This is a genomic window from Streptomyces sp. SID14515 (genome assembly GCF_010548505.1).
GTDB classification, from domain to species: domain Bacteria; phylum Actinomycetota; class Actinomycetes; order Streptomycetales; family Streptomycetaceae; genus Streptomyces; species Streptomyces caviscabies.
In genome coordinates, this window is record NZ_JAAGMH010000059.1 from 20,718 (window position 1) to 40,001 (window position 19,284).

Genomic DNA, 19,284 nt, shown 5'->3' on the forward strand with positions numbered 1-19,284 from the left:
CACGAAAGATCCCAGGCCATGTCTGAGACAACAGGTGCTTCCTACGCGGCGGCCGGCGTCGACATCGAAGCCGGTGACCGTGCCGTCGAGCTGATGAAGGAGTGGGTGAAGAAGACCCAGCGCCCCGAGGTCGCCGGCCTCGGCGGGCTCGGCGGCTTCGCCGGTCTCTTCGACGCCTCGGCGCTGAAGCGCTACGAGCGTCCGCTCCTCGCCTCCGCCACCGACGGTGTGGGCACCAAGGTGGACCTGGCGCGTCAGATGGGCGTGTACGACACCATCGGCCACGACCTCGTCGGCATGGTCGTGGACGACCTCGTCGTCTGCGGCGCCGAGCCGCTGTTCATGACCGACTACATCTGCGTCGGCAAGGTGCACCCCGAGCGTGTCGCGGCCATCGTGAAGGGCATCGCCGAAGGCTGTGTCCTGGCCGGCTGCGCCCTGGTCGGCGGCGAGACCGCCGAGCACCCGGGTCTCCTCGGACCGGACGACTTCGACGTCGCCGGAGCCGGTACGGGCGTGGTCGAGGCGGACCGCCTGCTCGGCCCGGACCGTATCCGCAAGGGTGACGCGGTCATCGCCATGGCGTCCTCCGGTCTTCACTCCAACGGGTACTCGCTCGTCCGCCACGTGGTCTTCGACCGGGCCGGCTGGGCGCTGGACCGCGAGATCGAGGAGTTCGGCCGCACGCTGGGCGAGGAGCTCCTGGAGCCCACCCGGATCTACTCCCTGGACTGCCTGGCCCTCACCCGGACGACCGAGGTGCACGGCTTCAGCCATGTCACCGGCGGCGGCCTGGCGAACAACCTGGCCCGGGTCATCCCGGACGGGCTGCACGCCACGGTGGACCGCTCCACCTGGACGCCCGGCGCGGTCTTCGACCTCGTCGGCAAGGCGGGCCAGGTCGAGCAGCTGGAGCTGGAGAAGACGCTGAACATGGGCGTCGGCATGATCGCGATCGTCCCGGCCGACTCGGTGGACGCGGCCCTGACGACGCTGGCCGACCGCGGGGTCGACTCCTGGGTCGCCGGTGAGATCACCGACCGCGGCGATCACGCGACGGGCGCCGAGCTGACCGGGGCCTACGCGCGCTAGTCGTCCTCACGCGGTGGTGCGCCGGGCTGACCGCCCGGCGCACTGGGCACGGAAACCGGGTCGCACCGGGCACGGCCGGTTCTGGACACACAGAACCCGGCCCGGGGCAGGCCCGGACCGGGTTGATGTGTCAGGCGAGGTCAAGCGCCGCGGCGCTGTGACGACGGACCGGACTGATCGTCCTGATCCTCGTCATCGTCCTGGTTGTAGCGATCCGCGTACTGTGCGTACGGGTCATCTTCCTCGTCGTCGTCCTCGAACGGCTCTGCGTTCGGTGGCTGACTCGAAGGCGATGCGCCCAGCTCATTGGCCAGACGCGACAGGTCAGTCCCGCCGCTGCTGTACTTCAGCTGGCGGGCGACCTTGGTCTGCTTGGCCTTTGCCCGGCCGCGCCCCATGGCTCGACCCCCTCGGTGACGGGGCTCGACGGCCCCAGAGTCTTGACACGCGTTCATGTTTCGGGACGGACTCTCGACAGAGAGACCGCGCCCGTAGAGCTTTAACGGTACCTGCTTCCGTGGCCATACGGTACGCCGCCCGCATTCCGGTCCCCGGCACAGGGCCAGTGAGGAGCCCCGTCCTCGCTGGTCAACTGCGATTTTAACCTCTTGTGGAGGTACGACCCGCCGACGGGCGTGAGTCTTGTCTCGTCGGCCGGCGGGTCGCTGACGGCTGCCCGGTCAGTGGGAGCGCGCCTCCGCCATCCGCTGTTCGGCGAGCCGGTCGGCCGCCGCGGCCGGCGGAATCCCGTCCGCCTTCGCACGTGCGAATATTTCCAGCGTGGTGTCGAAGATCTTCGTCGCCTTCGCCTTGCACCGGTCGAAGTCGAACCCGTGCAGCTCGTCGGCCACCTGGATCACGCCACCGGCGTTGACCACGTAGTCGGGTGCGTAGAGAACCGACCGGTCGGCCAGGTCCTTCTCCACACCCGGGTGCGCGAGCTGGTTGTTGGCCGCGCCGCACACCACCTTCGCGGTGAGCACGGAGACGGTGTCGTCGTTCAGCGCGCCGCCGAGCGCGCACGGCGCGTAGACGTCCAGGCCCTCGGTACGGATCAGCGCGTCGGTGTCCGCGACCACGGTGACCTCGGGGTGCAGATCGGTGATCCGGCGCAGCGACTCCTCGCGCACGTCGGTGATCACGACCTCGGCCCCGTCGGAGAGCAGATGCTCGACGAGGTGGTGGCCCACCTTGCCGACACCGGCGACGCCGACCTTGCGGCCGCGCAGCGTCGGGTCGCCCCACAGGTGCTGGGCCGAGGCCCGCATGCCCTGGAAGACACCGAACGCGGTGAGCACCGAGGAGTCGCCCGCGCCGCCGTTCTCGGGGGAGCGGCCGGTGGTCCAGCGGCACTCGCGGGCGACGACGTCCATGTCGGCGACATAGGTGCCGACGTCGCAGGCGGTGACGTAGCGGCCGCCGAGCGAGGCGACGAACCGGCCGTAGGCGAGGAGGAGTTCCTCGCTCTTGATCCGGTCCGGGTCGCCGATGATGACGGCCTTGCCGCCGCCGTGGTCGAGGCCGGCGAGGGCGTTCTTGTACGACATCCCGCGCGACAGGTTCAGCGCGTCGGCGACGGCCTCCGCCTCGGAGGCGTACGGGTAGAAGCGGGTACCGCCGAGGGCCGGGCCCAGGGCGGTGGAGTGGAGGGCGATGACGGCCTTGAGGCCGCTGGCACGGTCCTGGCAGATCACGACTTGCTCGTGGCCCCCCTGATCCGAGTGGAACAGGGTGTGCAGGACGCCGTCAGTCACATCGGTCACTGTGGTGACTCCCAAAGAACGAAGCGGCGGAAGCCCTCCTAGGGGTGGGGAGGGCCCCGGACCGACCGGCACGGCCGGTCCGATGGGCAAGAGCGTAAGTCCTCCGGCGGCGCGGATCTGCCCCTGCGCGAAGGATCACCCCCCAGGGCCTCTCGTTTGGATCCGACCCGATCCAAACGAGAGGCCCGGGGGTGTGGAGCCGTGACACGATGCGCTGCATGTCGGTGGTGTCTTCGGTGCGCGTCCCTTACACGTCCTACCTCCGGATCTACGAGCCGCTCGCCGCGTTCGCCGAACCCGAGCGGAGCCACTGGGCGCGTTACGCGCAACGCGAGGAGCTCCCCACGGCCCAGGACGAACTGCGCCGCTCGCTGGCCGACTTGGCGTCGACACCACCAGTCGGGGTGCCCGTGCACGAGAGCGGCGACGCGTTCGTGGCGGAGCTGGACGGAGTGGTGTGCGTCTGCCCGTGGCGGACCAGGCTGCGGGGCTGGCTGGCCCTGGAGGAACTGGGGGGCATGTTTCCGGCCAACGTGCTCGACGTCCTGCTGCCCGCGGTGGTGCGCGGCCAGGCGACGGCGGACCACGAGCGTTGGCAGCGGCTCCACCCGGACGCCCGGCCCTGGATCCGGACCACGGTGTGGCAGGTGCCGGTGCGCTGGTTCGTCCTCTTCCACGACGAGGAGCGGGAGTACGCGGCGGCGGACGGGGACGGGGCCGCGCCGGTCCTGCGCTACCGCACCCCGATGGTCGAGGCCCGGCGCCGGCTGGCGCGGGCGCTGCGGACCCTGCGCGAGAACGTTCCCGAAGGCCCGCTGACCGAGGGCCTGGTGGACGTGGGGCGCTGGCTGGAGGAGTTCCATCCGCGCTCCCTGGTCGAGCTGGACTACGGAGGTCTCGTCCACGCGCTGCCGGCGGAACGGCTCGCCGGGGACCGGTCGGCGGCGGATGTGGCGGAGGGGCTCACCGCGCTGCGGGACGGCGACAGCGAGGGCGCGGGGGAGGCGTACGCGCGGCTCGCGGAGCGCTGGCGGGCGGTCCGGGACCGCCAGTTCACCAATTGACGTGAAAAGGCCCACAGTGGCATCAAGGTGATGGAACCGGGGCATCCTTCATCCAGGACGGCCGGAGGGTCGACGGACGGGCCGCGAGGCCGGACCGTACGGAAGGAGGAGGAAGCCGGGTCGCCTCGGCGGAGGGCGGCGAAGGGGGCTCGACAAACAGTTGACGGGCCGTGAACCTGCGTCCTGTGTGACGCGTGTGATGTGTGAGGCGGAAGCGTACGCCGCTGGGCCCAGGACCTACGTCCCGAACCGGGCCTTTGCCTCAAGCGTGATGGACAGCACTAACGGGGCCCTTGCGTCTATCCCTACCCCTCATGCCAAAATAGGACAAGGAGTCCGGGGAGGGCTCCTTCTGTCCAAGTAAGGGCAGAATGCTCGACATTGCACTCTATGGGGGGTCTGACGACTCCTGATCGCTCTGTGACTGATCGTCACTGGGGCGTGACTGTCCGCTATGGCATGGTCCATCGGCTTCCGTCGCTGATGAACACCTGGGAGGGCAATTCCATCGGTTTGGCCGACGTGGCTGGACGGATGGTGTAGTTGTAGTGCCGAGGACAAGCCGTTCGTCCTATAACCGACTCGGCCCGCGTCCGCCATTTCGGGCAACGCGGGTCAAGGTGCAGAATTTAGAGGAAAGAACCGAGAAGGTTCGGTTCTCCCGAGGAGGCCGCTCATGACCGCTCGCACCCCTGATGCCGAGCCGCTGCTGACCCCGGCTGAGGTTGCCACGATGTTCCGCGTGGACCCGAAGACGGTCACCCGTTGGGCCAAGGCTGGCAAGCTCACGTCCATCCGCACGCTCGGTGGGCATCGCCGGTACCGCGAGGCAGAGGTCCGCGCACTGCTTGCGGGTATTCCGCAGCAGCGCAGCGAGGCCTGACACACCCCTGCCGCGCAGCAATACAGCAGCACAGCATCACCATCCGGGCAGCTGTCAGGTCCCCCAACCTCAGCCGCCCACCCATAGCTCCACTCGACGGACGCCTGCCCCAACGGGCGTCATACCTGTGTCCTACGGGTGCCGTCGTATCGATCGCGCTGGACTCCGCCGGGTCCAGCGCGATCTTTTTTGTGCCCGGGCCCCGCGCCTCAGGTCCTGTGGTCCTGTGCCCCCGGACGGGCCCCTTCGGGCCTCTTCGGGCCGTTCCCGGCCCCTCCGGCCGGCCGGTCCAGAACCGGGCGGTCGGTCGGCTTCAGTGGGTCGGCGGGGCCTTCGTGGGTCTGTGAGCGGGTCTGTGCGGGAGTGTGGGTGAGCGTCCCGGAGGGGGTGGGGACGGGGTGGGGACGCGGTGGGACAGCCCCGGACGGAACGGTCCACGCGAGCCCGTCACCCCCGTGCAATTGCACATATTAAATTCACCAGTTGTAGGGGAGGCGTAAAATCCCCCGGTCTGAAAACTCTTTCGGTGACTACCGTCACACCGCCCGATGCTTGCCAACTTCGAGCCTGCCACTGCCCGGACGCGGAAGCATCCGGCCGATGGTCATGTCCCGGAGGGCCTTTCGGCCCCGGTTCCGGCCTCGGCCCTGTCCTCGGCTCCGCTCCCGGCCCCGCCCCCGCTCTCGTCCTCGTCGCTCCGTCCGGCGGAGTCCTGAGGTCCGGCGGCGGCCTGCGGGGCGTCCGAGGGGCTTGAGGGGCTTCCTGCGGCCGCTCTCCACTCCCCGTCGCCCCCGGGCTCCATGGCGAGGCGCAGGAGGCGATGGCAGACCGCGCAGTGCCGGGTGAGGTGGCGATAGGCGGAAGCGGCCGCCAGATGGGCGCGCAGCAGCGCGCGGGTCTCGTGTCGTGCTGTGGACGCGGACATACGAGCCACCTTCCCGGTGGGCCCGGCCGTCCCCCGCCGTGCGAAGCGCCGAGGATGCCGAGGACCGCTGAGAAACAGGTACAGCCTCTGCTTCTACGGGTTACCCGCGGCAGATGACGCCGTCAAGACACGGGGCAGGACGCGAGAAAGCCCGGATCGAAACGATCCGGGCTTTCTTCTACTGCGGTCCTGACGGGATTTGAACCCGCGGCCTCCACCTTGACAGGGTGGCGAGCACTCCAAACTGCTCCACAGGACCAGGTTTTCGCCGCTTGCCTTGCGGCTTGCTGCGAAACCAGACTGTACAGGAGGTGGGAGGCCCAGGTCGACTTCACTCCTGGTGGTGACTCCGTCACCGTCTCCCGGGCCCCGCCATGCCTCCGCGCCAGGGTGCGGATCAGGGCGCGAGGGCGTCGATCGCCTTCACGATCCGCTTGTCCGAGACGGGGAACGCGGTGCCCAGCGCATGGGCGAAGTAGCTCACCCGCAGCTCCTCGATCATCCAGCGGACGTCCAGCACCTCCTGCGGCACCGGCCGCCCCTGCGGGAGCTGTTCGAGCAGCCAGGCGTACTCGTCCTGCATCTCGTGGACCTTCGCCATCCGCGTGGTGTCCCGCTGGACGGCCGTCGGCATCTGCTGGAGCCGCCGGTCGGCCGCCACGAGGTAGCGCATCAGGTCGGGCAGCCGGCGCAGTCCGGTCGCCGTAACGAAACCGGACGGTACGAGTCTGGCCAGCTGCTCGCGTACGTCGGCGACGTTGGCCACCAGCGTCAGGCTGTTCGTCGACTTCAGCCGGCGCTCGCTCGCCTGCCAGGCGGCCAGGATCTGCTGCACCTGGTCGATCGTGCGGACGGTCAGGTCCACCAGATCGGCGCGGACCTTGTCGTACAGCGTCCGGAACGCCTTTTCGTCCCACGCGGGACCGCCGTGCGCGGCGATCAGCCGGTCGGCGGCGGCGGTCGCGCAGTCCTCGAAGAGGGCCTGGACCGAACCGTGCGGATTACGGGACAGGGCCAGCTTCTGCTGATTGCTCAGCCGGTCGGAGGCGAACTTCGCCGGGTTCACCGGGATGTTCAGCATGATCAGCCGCCGGGTGCCGCGCCACATCGCCTGCTGCTGTTCGGCCTCGGTGTCGAAGAGCCGTACGGCGACGGTCTCGCCCTGGTCGACCAGCGCCGGATACGCCTTGACCGGCTGCCCGGCACGCCTGGTCTCGAAGACCTTGTTCAGCGTGCCGATCGTCCAGTCGGTGAGGCCCGAGCGCTCGATGGATTCGCCGGAGGGGCCCGCGGTCGCCGCAGCGGCCTTGGAGAGCGCTTGCCGGGCCTTCGGCCGCAGCTGGAGCTTCAGCGCCTCCAGGTCCTTGTCCTCGGCGACCTTGCGCCGCCGCTCGTCGACGATCCGGAACGTGATCTTGAGGTGGTCCGGGACGCGGGAGAGGTCGAAGTCGTCCGCGGTGACCGGCACGCCGACCATCCGCTGGAGCTCACGCGCCAGGGTCTGCGGCAGCGGCTCCTGGAGCGGGACCGCCCGGTCGAGGAACTTGTCCGCGTAGTTGGGCGCGGGCACGTAGTGCCGGCGGATCGGCTTCGGCAGCGAGCGGATCAGCTCGGTGACGACCTCCTCGCGCAGCCCCGGGATCTGCCAGTCGAAGCCCTCGGACGTCACCTGGTTGAGCACCTGGAGCGGTACGTGCACGGTCACGCCGTCCGCGTCCGCACCGGGCTCGAACTGGTACGTCACCTTGAACTTGAGCTTCCCCTGCCGCCAGGAGTCCGGGTAGTCGTCCTTGGTGACGGCCCCGGCCTTCTCGTTGATGAGCATGGAGCGCTCGAAGTCGAGCGCGTCCGGCTCCTCGCGCTTCTTGTTCTTCCACCAGGAGTCGAAGTGCGCCCCGGACACGATGTGTTCGGGAATCCGCTGGTCGTAGAAGTCGAAGAGCGTCTCGTCGTCCACGAGGATGTCGCGGCGGCGGGCCCGGTGCTCCAACTCCTCGACCTCGCCCAGCAGTTTGCGGTTGTCGTGGAAGAACTGGTGGTGGGTGCGCCAGTCGCCCTCGACCAAGGCGTTGCGGATGAACAGATCCCGCGAGGCCTCCTGGTCGATCCGACCGAAATTGACCTTGCGCTGGGCGACGATCGGCACGCCGTAGAGGGTGACCCGCTCGTACGCCATCACCGCCGCCTGGTCCTTCTCCCAGTGCGGCTCGCTGTAGGTGCGCTTCAGCAGGTGTCCGGCCAGCGGCTCGATCCACTCGGGCTCGACCTTGGCGTTGACCCGCGCCCAGAGCCGGGAGGTCTCCACCAGCTCCGCCGACATCACGAACCGGGGCTGCTTCTTGAACAGCGCCGAACCGGGGAAGATCGCGAACTTGGCGTTGCGCGCGCCCACATACTCGTTCTTCTCGGTGTCCTTCAGCCCGATGTGCGACAGCAGCCCGGCCAGCAGCGAGGTGTGCACCGCCTGCTCGGGGACGGACGCCTCGGCCTTGGGCTCCTCGACGGTGATGCCCATCTGCTTCGCGACCGTACGCAGCTGCGCGTAGATGTCCTGCCATTCGCGAATGCGCAGGAAGTTCAGATACTCCTGCTTGCACATCCGGCGGAACGAGGACGAGCCACGCTCCTTCTGCTGCTCGCGCACATAGGCCCAGAGGTTCAGATACGCCAGGAAGTCGGACGTCTCGTCCTTGAACCGGGCGTGGTTCTGGTCGGCCTGGGTCTGCTTCTCCGCGGGCCGCTCGCGCGGGTCCTGGATGGAGAGCGCGGCGGCGATGACCATGACCTCGCGGGCGCAGCCGTTCTTGTCGGCCTCGATGACCATGCGGGCCAGGCGCGGGTCGACGGGCAGCTGGGAGAGCTTGCGGCCCAGCGGCGTCAGCCGCTGCCCCTTCTTCCCCTCCCGGGGGGACTTCTCCCCGTACTCCAGCGCCCCCAGCTCCTGGAGGAGCTGCACACCGTCGCGGATGTTGCGGTGGTCCGGCGGGTCGATGAAGGGGAACTTCTCGATGTCGCCGAGCCCGGCGGCGGTCATCTGGAGGATGACGGAGGCCAGGTTGGTCCGCAGGATCTCCGGGTCGGTGAACTCCGGCCGGGTGACGAAGTCGTCCTCCGAATACAGCCGGATGCAGATGCCGTCCGACGTACGGCCGCAGCGGCCCTTGCGCTGGTTGGCGCTGGCCTGGGAGATCCGCTCGATCGGCAGCCGCTGGACCTTGGTGCGGTGGCTGTAGCGGGAGATACGGGCGTTGCCCGGGTCGATCACGTACTTGATGCCGGGGACGGTCAGTGAGGTTTCGGCCACGTTGGTCGCGAGGACGATACGGCGTCCGGTGTGGCGCTGGAACACCCGGTGCTGCTCGGCGTGCGAGAGGCGCGCGTAGAGCGGGAGCACCTCGGTATGTCTGAGGTTCCGCTTGTTCAGCGCGTCCGCCGTGTCCCGGATCTCGCGCTCACCGGAGAGGAAGACCAGGACGTCGCCCGGGGCCTCGTGGCCCAGCTCGTCCACGGCGTCGCAGATCGCGGTGATCTGGTCCCGGTCGGAGTCCTCGCTGTCATCCTCCAGCAGGGGCCGGTACCGCACCTCGACCGGATACGTCCGCCCGCTGACCTCCACGATCGGGGCCTCGCCGAAGTGGCGCGCGAACCGCTCCGGGTCGATGGTCGCCGAGGTGATGACGACCTTCAGGTCCGGGCGCTTGGGCAGCAGCCGGGCCAGATAGCCGAGCAGGAAGTCGATGTTGAGCGACCGCTCGTGGGCCTCGTCGATGATGATCGTGTCGTACGCCAGCAGCTCGCGGTCCGTCTGGATCTCGGCGAGCAGGATGCCGTCCGTCATCAGCTTCAGATACGTCGACTCCGGGTTCACCTGGTCGGTGAAACGGACCTTCCAGCCGACGGTCTCGCCCAGCGGCGTCTTCAGCTCGTCCGCGACGCGCTCCGCGACCGTGCGGGCGGCGATCCGGCGGGGCTGGGTGTGCCCGATCATGCCCCGGACGCCGCGCCCCAGCTCCATACAGATCTTGGGGATCTGCGTGGTCTTCCCGGACCCGGTCTCACCGGCGACGATCACGACCTGGTGGTCGCGTATCGCCTCCAGGATCTCGTCCTTCTTCTGGCTGACCGGCAGCTCTTCCGGGTACGACAGGGCCGGCAGCCGGGCCGCGCGCGTCGCGAGCCGTTCGGCCGCCTTGCCCGCCTCGGCCGCGATCTCGTCCAGCACGGACTGGCGGGCCTCGGGCTTGCGGATGCGGCGCGCTCCTTCGAGGCGCCGGCCGAGCCGGTTCGCGTCACGGAGCGAGAGCTGTCCGAGCTGGGACTGGAGATCGGCGAAGGAAGTAGACATACGGATCCCAGGATCTCACCCGGGCCCGGCCAGTGGCGACCTCATTTCGCGCGGGCTGCGTCACGCGGCACGTACCATTTCGGGCAGTCGAACGCTTGTCACCGCCGCTCACGCGAGAAAGGCCCGGTCCCGTGTCCCGTACGCAGTGGTGGAGCCTGACGGCGCTGCTCGCGGTCGTCGTGGGGCTGCTGTGCGGACCGGCGGCGAGCGCGGCGTCCTCGGCGGCGGTGCCCGGGGCCTTCGCCCCTTCCGCTTCCGCCCCGGCCTCCGCCGCGCAGACCCTGGCCCCGGCCCGGCCCCTGGCTCAGGCCCCGGTGGCCGAAGCCGCCGACGCGGGCGCCCCGGTCCCCGGCTGCGGGAAGCTCCGTGACCACGACGGCGAGCCCGCCGTGCCCTCGCGCGCCCGGACCGCGTACGACCAGGCCCCGGGCCTCGCCCCGTGGGGGCTGCCCGCCGCGACGGGCGCGCTGCCGGCCGAGCCGCCGCCGGGGATACGGGTCAGGGCGCCGGTCCCCGTCACACCGACCCCGGTCGAGCTCTCCGTGCTGAGGGTGTAGGCGGGCCCGCCCGACCCGCACCCCTTTCCTTCTCTCTCCCGCACCATCAGCACGGAGTGCCGCATGCCCACGCCCAAGAAGTCCGCGTCCGCGAAGTCCACGCCCTCGAAGCCCGCGCCCGGCTCGAAGAAGCCCCTCGTCTACGGTGCCGCGGTCGTCGTCGCCGCCGGTCTCCTCGGCTTCGCCTCGTACAAGGCCACCGCCCCCGACGACACCGCCCCGGACACCGCCTCCGCCCCCGCCGCCGAGGTCTCCGCCGACCCGAACGAGGGCGTCTACCCGGAGCTGGCGAAGCTCGCCCGCCGGGACGCGGACGACAAGCTGGCCACCGGCCGCGCGGACGCCCCGGTCGTCCTGATCGAGTACGCCGACTTCAAGTGCGGCTACTGCGGGAAGTTCGCCCGGGACACCGAGCCGAAGCTGATTGAGAAGTACGTGAAGGACGGCACGCTGCGCATCGAGTGGCGCAACTTCCCGATCTTCGGCGAGGAGTCCGAGAACGCCGCGCGCGCCGCCTGGGCCGCCGGGCAGCAGGACCGCTTCTGGGAGTTCCACCGCGCTGCCTACGCCGAGGGGGCGAAGGAGAAGGGCTTCGGCAAGGACCGGGTGAAGGCGCTCGCCGCGGAGGCCGGGGTGAAGGACCTGGACCGGTTCATGAAGGACCTCGACGGCGAGGCCGCCCGGGCCGCCGTCGCGAAGGACCAGGAGCAGGGGTACGGGATCGGCGCGACCTCCACCCCGTCGTTCCTGGTCAACGGCCGCCCGATCGCGGGCGCCCAGCCGGACGAGACGTTCACGCAGGCCATCGAGGCCGCCGCCGAGCAGGCCAAGGCGAAGACCACCGGCAACGCGGGCAAGGACCCCGGGGACACCGGGGACGCCGGGGACGCCGCCAAGTGACGGCGGACATCGGCTACTTCGCCGCCTTCCTCGGCGGGCTGCTCGCCCTGGTCAGCCCGTGCAGCGCGCTGCTGCTGCCGGCCTTCTTCGCGTACTCCATCGACTCCACCTCGCGGCTGCTGGCCCGTACCGGCATCTTCTACGCCGGGCTCGCCACCACCCTCGTCCCGCTCGGCGCTGCCGGTTCGTACGCCGGGCGGCTGTTCTACGGCCACCGCGACGCCCTTGTCACGGGCGCGGGCTGGCTGATCATCCTGCTCGGCGTCGCGCAGATCGTGGGCCTCGGCTTCGCGTCCCGGCGCATCGCGGCCCTCAGCGGCCGGATCCGCCCGACCACCGCGTTCTCCGTCTACGCGCTGGGCGCGGTCTACGGCCTGGCCGGATTCTGCGCGGGCCCGATCCTGGGCAGCGTCCTCACCGTCGCGGCGGTCAGCGGCAGCCCGGTCTACGGCGGGCTGCTGCTGGCGGTCTACGCGCTCGGGATGGCCGTACCGCTCTTCGTGCTCGCGCTGCTCTGGGAGCGCTTCGACCTCGGCCGGCGGGCCTGGCTGCGCGGCCGGGCCGTCCGTGTCGGCCGGTTCGAGCTGCACACCACTTCGCTCCTGTCGGGGCTGTTCTTCATCGGCCTCGGCGCGCTGTTCCTCGTCTACGACGGGACGACCGCGCTGCCCGGGCTGCTGGGGGTCGACGACTCGTTCGCGGTGGAGCAGTGGGCGCAGAAGCTCGGCGAGCGGGTGTCGGACGGGGTGGCGCTGGTCGCGGTGGTGCTCGTGGTGCTGCTGGTCCTGGGCGTACGCGCCTGGCGCCGGCGCGACGCCGACGTACCGCGGAACGAGCAGCGGGAGGAGACCGAGAAGGTGTGACACGGCGAAGGCCCCGTCCGGTGGACGGGGCCTTCGAGTGGTGGCTGGGGCCGGGATCGAACCGGCGACCTATCGCTTTTCAGGCGATCGCTCGTACCAACTGAGCTACCCAGCCACGCAGCCGCTGGGGCTGCAGCGGTCCTGACGGGATTTGAACCCGCGGCCTCCACCTTGACAGGGTGGCGAGCACTCCAAACTGCTCCACAGGACCAAGCAATGTGCGAAACAAGTCTCGCACACGGTGAAACGTGCCCCCAACGGGATTCGAACCCGTGCTACCGCCTTGAAAGGGCGGCGTCCTGGGCCACTAGACGATGAGGGCTATTGGCCCGCCTGTTCGCTTTGCAGCGCGTCGGGGACGAGAGAAGCATATGGGATGGGTGGAGCTATCGCCAAAACGGTTTACGACGAGGGCGTCGGGCGCGCCGGGGAGCGGGTCGGGGAGGGCGAGGAGGCAGGTGGGGAGGCCGGTGAGGAGGTCGGGGACGGGGTGGGCGAGGTGGGCGAGGTGGGGGAGTCCTTCTTGAGGTTCTCCTCCGGAAGGTGGCGGCCGACCTCGGCGGTCGTCAGTCCGAGACCGCCCAGCGTGATCTCGTCCCAGGCCTGCAGCCGGCGGGTGGAGCGGTCCATGTAGAGCACCGACGCGTGCACCTTCTCCGGCTTGTCGTTCTGCACCGCGCGCAGCCCGCCGCCGCCCGTGGAGCCCTCGACCTTCAGCCGCGTGCCGAGCTTCAGCTGTTCGTTGATCCGGCGGTGGAGGTGGCCGGACAGCACCAGCGGGACCCTGCCGTCGGTCTCCCGGGCGGTGTTCGGGTCGTGGGCGACGGCGATGTCGACGGGGGTGCCGGCGTTCTCCTGGTCACGCAGCGCGGAGGCCAGGCGCGCGCCCTCCAGCCGGGCGGCCGCCTTGCCGCCGACCGGGGCGGTCCGGTCCGGGGTGAAGGAGGCGTCGCCGGTGCCCGCGATCCGCAGCCCGCCGACGTTCACCGCCTTGCCGTCGTCGAGGACGCGGACGTTCTTGAACTTCTCCAGATAGGCCTGGGTGACGGGGGAGTCGTGGTTGCCGCGCACCCACACGTAGGGCGCGCCGAGGTCGCGGATCGGGTCGAGGAAGCCGTTCTCCGCGGCGGAACCGTGGTCCATCGTGTCGCCCGAGTCGACGATGACGTCGATCTCGTACTGCTCGACGAGCGAGGCGATGATGTGCCAGGCGGCCGGGTTGAGGTGGATGTCGGAGACGTGCAGGACCCGGATGGTGCCGGGGTCGGGCTGGTAGACGGGGAGCGTGGAGGTCGCGTCGTACAGCTTGGTGACGTTGGTGACCAGGCGGGCCAGTTCCTGCTGGTAGATGTCGAACTCGGTGACGATCGAGCGGGCGTCGCCGACCAGGGACGGGGCGCTGGAGAGCAGCCCGGAGAACTTCGGCTCCAGGACGGACTTCGGGTTCCAGGTGGCGTACGCGCTGACGCCGGACGCGGCCAGCAGAGTGAGGGCGAGGCCGCCGGCGGCCAGGGCGCGGCGGGGGCGGCGGTAGACGACGAGGCCGAGCGCGGTCGCGCCGGAGACGACGGCGACGCAGGAGCGTACGGCCAGCTCCCGGGTGCCCGCGGCGACGTCCCGGGTGACCTCGGCCTGGAGGGTGGAGAACCGTTCCGGCTGGTCGACCAGGGCCTGGGAGCGCTCGGGGTCGAGGCGGTCCACGTCCACGTCCAGCCGGAGCGGCGCGGTGTGCGAGTCCAGCTCCAGGGCCCCGAGCGGGGACACGTTGATCTTGCTGCCGCCGGTGAGGGAGGGGCGCAGGGTCATGTTGGTGTCCATGGGGCCGACCGGCGTATGGATGCTGCCCACGGCGAGCAGTCCCAGCCAGGCCCCCAGCACGACGACGGCGAGCATGCCGAGGGCGCGGAGGTACGGGCGGCGGGCGGGGCCCGTCAGATCGCCGGGGGCCGCCGTGCCGGTGCGGGAGCCGTCCGGGGTACGGGGACGGGTACGGGGCTTCGGGCGGACGAGCTGGCTGAGGCGGTGCCGGACGCGGTCGGCTGCGGCACGGAACGGGACGCGGACCATTGGGCCCGTATGCCCCGGTACGGCCTCCGCCATGCCGGGCGGCGGCCGCGGTCATGAGTCCGGGGCGGCCGCCATCTGCCCGCAGTCGGCTCCCGTACGTGACAATGGCGGGGTGCTGGAGATGACGCGGGAACAGTTCGAGGAGCTGGTGAGCCAGGCTCTGGACCGGATTCCGCCGGAGCTGACGCGGCTGATGGACAACGTGGCGGTGTTCGTCGAGGACGAACCCGACCCCGGCGACCCCGACCTGCTCGGGCTCTACGAGGGCACCCCGCTCACCGACCGAGGTGAGTGGTACGCCGGGGTGCTGCCGGACCGGATCACCATCTACCGGGGGCCGACGCTGCGGATGTGCGCGTCGCACGAGGACGTCGTCGCGGAGACCGAGATCACCGTGGTCCACGAGATCGCCCACCACTTCGGCATCGACGACGAGCGGCTGCACGCCCTGGGCTACGGATGAGCGGAGAGCGCGGCCCCGGGCCACGGGTGCGCCGGCGGGAAGCTTCGGGCTGCGGATGAGCGGACAGGAGCCGGAGACGCTGCCGGAGCCCGGTCCGCCCGCCGCCCCGCAGGGCCGGGTGCTGGCGGCGGTCGCGGCCGGCGGCGCGCTCGGCGCGCTCGCCCGCTACGGGGCCCTGGTGCTGTGGCCCGGCTCGGGCGGCTTCCCGTGGACGGTGTTCGTCGTCAACGTGAGCGGCTGCGCCCTGATCGGCGTCCTGATGGTGCTCACCGTCGAACGGGGCCGGGTGACCCACCCCCTGGTGCGGCCCTTCCTCGGCGTCGGCGTGCTCGGCGGCTTCACGACCTTCTCGACGTACGCGGCCGATGTCTCGGGCCTGCTGGTGCGTCAGGAGGTCCTGACCGCCCTGGCGTACGCGGCGGCGACGGTGGTGGCCGCGCTCGGGGCGGTGTGGGCGGCGGCCGTGGCGACGCGGACCTGGCTGGACCGGGGCGCGCGGGGCGAGGGGCGGTCGGCGTGAACCGGCCGGACCGGGGCGACGAAGGACGGGCCGCGTGAACCGGGCGGACCGGGGCGAAGGGCGGACCGCGTGAACTGGCTGCTGGTGGCGATCGGCGGGGCGGTGGGCGCGCCCCTGCGCTATCTGACGGACCGTGCGGTGCAGGCGCGCCAGGGGCCGGGCGTCCCGTACGTCTTCCCGTGGGGCACCTTCACGGCGAACATGGCGGGCAGCCTGCTGCTCGGCGTGCTGACCGGCGCCGCGGTGTCCTCCCCGGCGCACGCCCTGCTGGCGACGGGCCTGTGCGGGGCGCTGACGACGTACTCGACGTTCTCGTACGAGACCCTCCGCCTGGCCGAGACGGGCCGGGCCTTCCTGGCCGCCGCCAATGTGCTGGCCTCGCTGCTGGCGGGGCTGGGCGCGGTGTTCCTGGGGGCGGAACTGGCGGGCGGGTTCGGGGGGTAGCGGGGCGCTTCGGCGGCCGTCGCGCGGGCGCGTGGTGTTTTCGGGCGTGTCTCCGGCGGGGTCGGGGGAGTTGGGCACGGTGCGACGACGCCGTACCGCTCGCTCGTGCTTCCCGCGCGGCCCCGACGCCGCGCTCCCCGCTCCGCCGCTCGCTGACTTCCGCTCCCCGCTCCCCGCTCCCGGCTCCGCCGCTCCTGGCTCCCGCTCTCCGTTCCACCGCTCCCCGCTACCGCTTTCCCGCTCCGCCCCGCCCGCTCTCCGCTCCCTCGCCCCGGAGGTGCCACTCGTGCGCCAGTTGTCCGCCCCTGTCCGCTGGGCAGCCGTCACCGCGCTGACGATCGCCGCGTCCACCGGCTGTATGAGCGTCGGCGAGGACGGCGCCGGAGGGCCCGGGCCCTCCCGGTCCGCCGGTCCGAAGGGCTCCGCCGCCGATCCGGCCGGGGACACGGTTCCCGGCTCCGAGCAGGCCGGGGGGCGCGGCGGGGACGCCCACCCGCACTCGGACCGGGGCGCCCCCGGGAGCAGTCCGAGTCCGGACGCCTCCGGTGCCGTGCCGTCGGTCACCCCCAAGGGCTCGCGCCCCGAGCCCGGCGCTCCGGGGCCCACCCGGGGCGGTCCGCCGCCCTCGCCGACGCCCTCGACGCCCGGGCCGGGGGAGCCGCCGCCCACCACCCCGGAGCCGCCGGCCCCGCCGACGCCCGACCCGGACCCGGAGCCCGAGCCGGAGCCCACCGATCCGCCGGAGCCGCCCCCCTCGGCCTCGCCCGCCGCGCAGCTGCGGGCCCATGCGATGAGCGGACCGGAGGGCGCCGGGCCGTTGCGGACGCCGGAGGCATCGCCGCAGGTGGGGCCGGTGTAGCCGAGGGTTCGTGGCAGCCGGTTTGCGCAATGTGGGTGAGAGTGCGTATGGTGGTAGATCGTTTGATCCCATTGCCCGGCGCCGACACAGAAGAGCGCCGTGTGGCGCGTACTCTCCCTTGCCGTGGCTGGACCGCATTGAGGCGGTCGAAATTGCGAATCACGGAGTTATGGGCGCGTGCCGAGACTCCGGAAGGTTTCGCATTTCGCATGTCAATTTCCAGTTCTGACCACACCGTCATGCCCGAGAACGTCGACAACGCCGAGCTCGCCGAGCTCGTCGAGGCCGCTGTGACCGAGGCCCCCGCCGGCACCACCGCCCCGGCCGCCGAGAAGACCGTCGTCGAGCAGCCCGTCGCGGACTTCATCACCGACGCGAAGGCCGAGGCCCCCGCCGCCGAGATCACGGACTCCCCCGAGGAGATCGCGGACGAGGCCGCCGAGCCGACCGTCACCTTCGGTGACCTGGGCCTGCCCGAGGGCATCGTCCGCAAGCTCGCGCAGAACGGTGTGACCGCCCCCTTCCCGATCCAGGCGGCGACCATCCCGGACGCCCTGGCCGGCAAGGACATCCTCGGCCGCGGCCGTACGGGCTCCGGCAAGACGCTCTCCTTCGGCCTGCCGCTGCTGGCCTCGCTCTCCGGTGGCACCACCGAGAAGAAGAAGCCGCGCGGCATCATCCTCACCCCGACCCGTGAGCTCGCGATGCAGGTCGCGGACGCGCTGCAGCCGTACGGCGACGTGCTCGGCCTCAAGATGAAGGTCGTCTGCGGCGGTACGTCGATGGGCAACCAGATCTACGCGCTGGAGCGCGGTGTCGACGTCCTCGTCGCCACCCCGGGCCGACTGCGCGACATCATCAACCGCGGCGCCTGCTCCCTGGCGAGCGTCCAGGTCGCCGTCCTCGACGAGGCCGACCAGATGTCCGACCTGGGCTTCCTGCCCGAGGTCACCGAGCTGCTCGACCAGATCCCCGGTGGCGGTCAGCGGATGCTCTTCTCCGCCACCATGGAGAACGAGATCGGCACGCTGGTCAAGCGCTACCTCTCCAACCCGGTGACGCACGAGGTCGACAGCGCCCAGGGCAACGTCACGACCATGTCGCACCACGTCCTCGTCGTGAAGCCGAAGGACAAGGCGCCGGTCACGGCCGCCATCGCCGCCCGCAAGGGCCGCACGATCATCTTCGTCCGCACCCAGCTGGGCGCCGACCGCATCGCCGAGCAGCTCATCGAGTCCGGCGTGAAGGCCGACGCGCTGCACGGCGGCATGACCCAGGGCGCCCGTACGCGGGTCCTGGAGGACTTCAAGAAGGGTTACGTCAACGCGCTCGTCGCGACCGACGTCGCCGCTCGCGGTATCCACGTCGACGGCATCGACCTGGTCCTGAACGTGGACCCGGCCGGCGACCACAAGGACTACCTGCACCGCTCGGGCCGTACCGCCCGGGCCGGCAAGTCCGGTGTCGTCGTCTCGCTGGCGCTCCCGCACCAGCGTCGCCAGATCTTCCGCCTGATGGAGGACGCGGGCGTCGACGCCTCGCGCCACATCGTCCAGGGCGCGGGCGTCTTCGAGCCGGAGGTCGCCGAGATCACCGGCGCCCGTTCGCTCACCGAGGTCCAGGCCGACTCCGCGAACAACGCCGCCAAGCAGGCCGAGCGCGAGGCCGCCGACCTGACGAAGCAGCTGGAGCGCGTCCAGCGCCGCGCCGTCGAGCTGCGCGAGGAGGCCGACCGCCTGGTCGCCCGTGCCGCCCGCGAGCGGGGCGACGACCCCGAGGCGGCGGTGGCCGAGGTGGCCGCCGAGGCCGAGGCCGCCCTGGTGGCAGCCGTCTCCGTCCCCGAGCAGCCGGCCGCCCGCGACGAGCAGCGCCGCGACGAGCGGGGCAACTACGAGCGCCGCGACAACCGCGGCGGCGACCGTGGCGGCTACCGCGGCGGCAACGACCGCCGTGACGACCGCCCGTCCGGTGGCTTCCGCTCCGGCGGCGACCGTCGGGACGACCGTGGCGGCCGTCCGTTCGAGCGTCGTGACAACGACCGTCCGTCGTTCAACCGCGACCGTCGTGACGACCGCCCGTCCGGTGGTTTCCGCTCCGGTGGCAGCAGTGACCGTCGGGACGACCGTGGTGGCCGTTCCTTCGAGCGTCGTGACAACGACCGTCCGTCGTTCAACCGCGACCGTCGTGACGACCGCCCCTCGGGTGGTTTCCGCTCCGGTGGCAGCAGTGACCGTCGGGACGACCGTGGTGGCCGTTCCTTCGAGCGTCGTGACAACGACCGTCCGTCGTTCAACCGCGACCGTCGTGACGACCGCCCCTCCGGCGGCTTCCGCTCCGGCGGCAGCGACCGCCCGTTCAACCGCGACCGTCGTGACGACCGCCCCTCGGGTGGCTTCCGCTCCGGTGGCAGCGACCGCCCCACCGGCCGTCGTGACGACCACCGCGGCGCCAACACCGGCACCAACACCGGTACCTTCGGCCGCCGCGACGACAAGCCGCGCTGGAAGCGCAACGGCTGACCCCCGCCCGGCCGATTCCC

Annotated in this window: 16 protein-coding genes and 4 tRNA genes; 11 read left to right on the forward strand and 9 right to left on the reverse strand. The window is 71.2% G+C overall.

All coding sequences use genetic code 11. From position 1 onward, the window contains the following. The first annotated feature begins 18 nt into the window (after positions 1-18). Complete coding sequence (gene purM / locus G3I54_RS11045; protein ID WP_164613570.1) at positions 19-1,092, forward strand: phosphoribosylformylglycinamidine cyclo-ligase; 1,074 nt, start codon at positions 19-21, stop codon at positions 1,090-1,092. 140 nt (positions 1,093-1,232) lie between these two features. Here the strand turns inward: purM and G3I54_RS11050 are convergent, their stop codons facing one another. Next, positions 1,233-1,490, reverse strand: coding sequence for a DUF3073 domain-containing protein (locus G3I54_RS11050; protein ID WP_007447468.1), 258 nt, complete (start codon positions 1,488-1,490; stop codon positions 1,233-1,235). 282 nt (positions 1,491-1,772) lie between these two features. Beyond that, complete coding sequence (locus G3I54_RS11055) at positions 1,773-2,855, reverse strand: Glu/Leu/Phe/Val dehydrogenase dimerization domain-containing protein (RefSeq protein ID WP_164613572.1); 1,083 nt, start codon at positions 2,853-2,855, stop codon at positions 1,773-1,775. A gap of 218 nt (positions 2,856-3,073) precedes the next feature. Between G3I54_RS11055 and G3I54_RS11060 the strand changes: the two genes are divergently transcribed. Beyond that, positions 3,074-3,919, forward strand: a complete 846-nt coding sequence (locus G3I54_RS11060; RefSeq protein ID WP_164613574.1) for a hypothetical protein — start codon at positions 3,074-3,076, stop codon at positions 3,917-3,919. 676 nt (positions 3,920-4,595) lie between these two features. Next, positions 4,596-4,802, forward strand: coding sequence for a developmental transcriptional regulator BldC (bldC, locus tag G3I54_RS11065; protein ID WP_003949541.1), 207 nt, complete (start codon positions 4,596-4,598; stop codon positions 4,800-4,802). A 604-nt stretch (positions 4,803-5,406) separates the two neighbouring features. On the opposite strand, the gene G3I54_RS11070 is transcribed toward bldC, so the two are convergent. The 3 genes from G3I54_RS11070 to hrpA form a co-directional block, all read right to left on the reverse strand. Further along, complete coding sequence (locus G3I54_RS11070; protein ID WP_164613538.1) at positions 5,407-5,727, reverse strand: DUF6274 family protein; 321 nt, start codon at positions 5,725-5,727, stop codon at positions 5,407-5,409. Between the two features lie 184 nt (positions 5,728-5,911). Then, a tRNA-Asp gene (locus tag G3I54_RS11075) sits at positions 5,912-5,986 on the reverse strand. A gap of 138 nt (positions 5,987-6,124) precedes the next feature. Then, positions 6,125-10,072, reverse strand: coding sequence for an ATP-dependent RNA helicase HrpA (gene hrpA, locus G3I54_RS11080; RefSeq protein ID WP_164613575.1), 3,948 nt, complete (start codon positions 10,070-10,072; stop codon positions 6,125-6,127). A gap of 131 nt (positions 10,073-10,203) precedes the next feature. Here hrpA and G3I54_RS11085 point away from each other — a divergent pair, with 131 nt between their 5' ends. From G3I54_RS11085 to G3I54_RS11095, 3 genes are all read left to right on the forward strand, one after another. After that, positions 10,204-10,629: a hypothetical protein gene (locus tag G3I54_RS11085; protein WP_164613577.1), complete on the forward strand. Its 426-nt coding sequence runs from the start codon at positions 10,204-10,206 to the stop codon at positions 10,627-10,629. Between the two features lie 63 nt (positions 10,630-10,692). Continuing rightward, positions 10,693-11,529: a DsbA family protein gene (locus G3I54_RS11090; protein ID WP_164613579.1), complete on the forward strand. Its 837-nt coding sequence runs from the start codon at positions 10,693-10,695 to the stop codon at positions 11,527-11,529. Next, positions 11,526-12,392 carry a cytochrome c biogenesis CcdA family protein gene (locus G3I54_RS11095; protein ID WP_164613581.1) on the forward strand — a complete coding sequence of 289 codons (867 nt, stop codon included), beginning with the start codon at positions 11,526-11,528 and terminating at the stop codon, positions 12,390-12,392. Before G3I54_RS11090 ends, G3I54_RS11095 begins: the two co-directional genes overlap by 4 nt. 38 nt (positions 12,393-12,430) lie before the next feature. On the opposite strand, the gene G3I54_RS11100 is transcribed toward G3I54_RS11095, so the two are convergent. The 4 genes from G3I54_RS11100 to G3I54_RS11115 form a co-directional block, all read right to left on the reverse strand. Continuing rightward, positions 12,431-12,507: transfer RNA gene (locus G3I54_RS11100), tRNA-Phe, on the reverse strand. 21 nt (positions 12,508-12,528) lie between these two features. Continuing rightward, positions 12,529-12,603: transfer RNA gene (locus G3I54_RS11105), tRNA-Asp, on the reverse strand. 38 nt (positions 12,604-12,641) lie between these two features. After that, positions 12,642-12,714 (reverse strand) — tRNA-Glu (locus tag G3I54_RS11110). Positions 12,715-12,794: 80 nt separating this feature from the next. Then, positions 12,795-14,459 (reverse strand): metallophosphoesterase, encoded by a 1,665-nt coding sequence (locus tag G3I54_RS11115; RefSeq protein ID WP_164613583.1) that lies wholly within the window; start codon positions 14,457-14,459, stop codon positions 12,795-12,797. A 112-nt stretch (positions 14,460-14,571) separates the two neighbouring features. Between G3I54_RS11115 and G3I54_RS11120 the strand changes: the two genes are divergently transcribed. The 5 genes from G3I54_RS11120 to G3I54_RS11140 all read left to right on the forward strand — a co-directional run bounded on the left by G3I54_RS11120 (position 14,572) and on the right by G3I54_RS11140 (position 19,264). Next, complete coding sequence (locus G3I54_RS11120) at positions 14,572-14,922, forward strand: metallopeptidase family protein (RefSeq protein WP_030089136.1); 351 nt, start codon at positions 14,572-14,574, stop codon at positions 14,920-14,922. Between the two features lie 55 nt (positions 14,923-14,977). After that, a complete protein-coding gene (locus tag G3I54_RS11125; protein ID WP_164613585.1) occupies positions 14,978-15,442 on the forward strand; it encodes a CrcB family protein in 465 nt (154 codons plus the stop codon). 69 nt (positions 15,443-15,511) lie between these two features. Continuing rightward, positions 15,512-15,886: a fluoride efflux transporter CrcB gene (gene crcB / locus G3I54_RS11130; protein ID WP_164613587.1), complete on the forward strand. Its 375-nt coding sequence runs from the start codon at positions 15,512-15,514 to the stop codon at positions 15,884-15,886. A gap of 286 nt (positions 15,887-16,172) precedes the next feature. Further along, the gene (locus G3I54_RS11135; RefSeq protein ID WP_164613589.1) at positions 16,173-16,745 is read left to right on the forward strand and encodes a hypothetical protein; all 573 of its coding nucleotides are present in this window, start codon (positions 16,173-16,175) and stop codon (positions 16,743-16,745) included. 239 nt (positions 16,746-16,984) lie between these two features. Then, complete coding sequence (locus G3I54_RS11140; protein WP_164613591.1) at positions 16,985-19,264, forward strand: DEAD/DEAH box helicase; 2,280 nt, start codon at positions 16,985-16,987, stop codon at positions 19,262-19,264. Positions 19,265-19,284 lie beyond the last annotated feature (20 nt).

Coding starts and splice junctions, on each gene's coding strand:
- purM (WP_164613570.1), top strand. CDS start 19: ATGTCTGAGACAACAGGTGCTTCCTACGCGGCGGCCGGCGTCGACATC.
- G3I54_RS11050 (WP_007447468.1), bottom strand. CDS start 1,490: ATGGGGCGCGGCCGGGCAAAGGCCAAGCAGACCAAGGTCGCCCGCCAG.
- G3I54_RS11060 (WP_164613574.1), top strand. CDS start 3,074: ATGTCGGTGGTGTCTTCGGTGCGCGTCCCTTACACGTCCTACCTCCGG.
- bldC (WP_003949541.1), top strand. CDS start 4,596: ATGACCGCTCGCACCCCTGATGCCGAGCCGCTGCTGACCCCGGCTGAG.
- G3I54_RS11070 (WP_164613538.1), bottom strand. CDS start 5,727: ATGTCCGCGTCCACAGCACGACACGAGACCCGCGCGCTGCTGCGCGCC.
- hrpA (WP_164613575.1), bottom strand. CDS start 10,072: ATGTCTACTTCCTTCGCCGATCTCCAGTCCCAGCTCGGACAGCTCTCG.
- G3I54_RS11090 (WP_164613579.1), top strand. CDS start 10,693: ATGCCCACGCCCAAGAAGTCCGCGTCCGCGAAGTCCACGCCCTCGAAG.
- G3I54_RS11115 (WP_164613583.1), bottom strand. CDS start 14,459: ATGGTCCGCGTCCCGTTCCGTGCCGCAGCCGACCGCGTCCGGCACCGC.
- G3I54_RS11125 (WP_164613585.1), top strand. CDS start 14,978: ATGAGCGGACAGGAGCCGGAGACGCTGCCGGAGCCCGGTCCGCCCGCC.
- G3I54_RS11140 (WP_164613591.1), top strand. CDS start 16,985: ATGCCCGAGAACGTCGACAACGCCGAGCTCGCCGAGCTCGTCGAGGCC.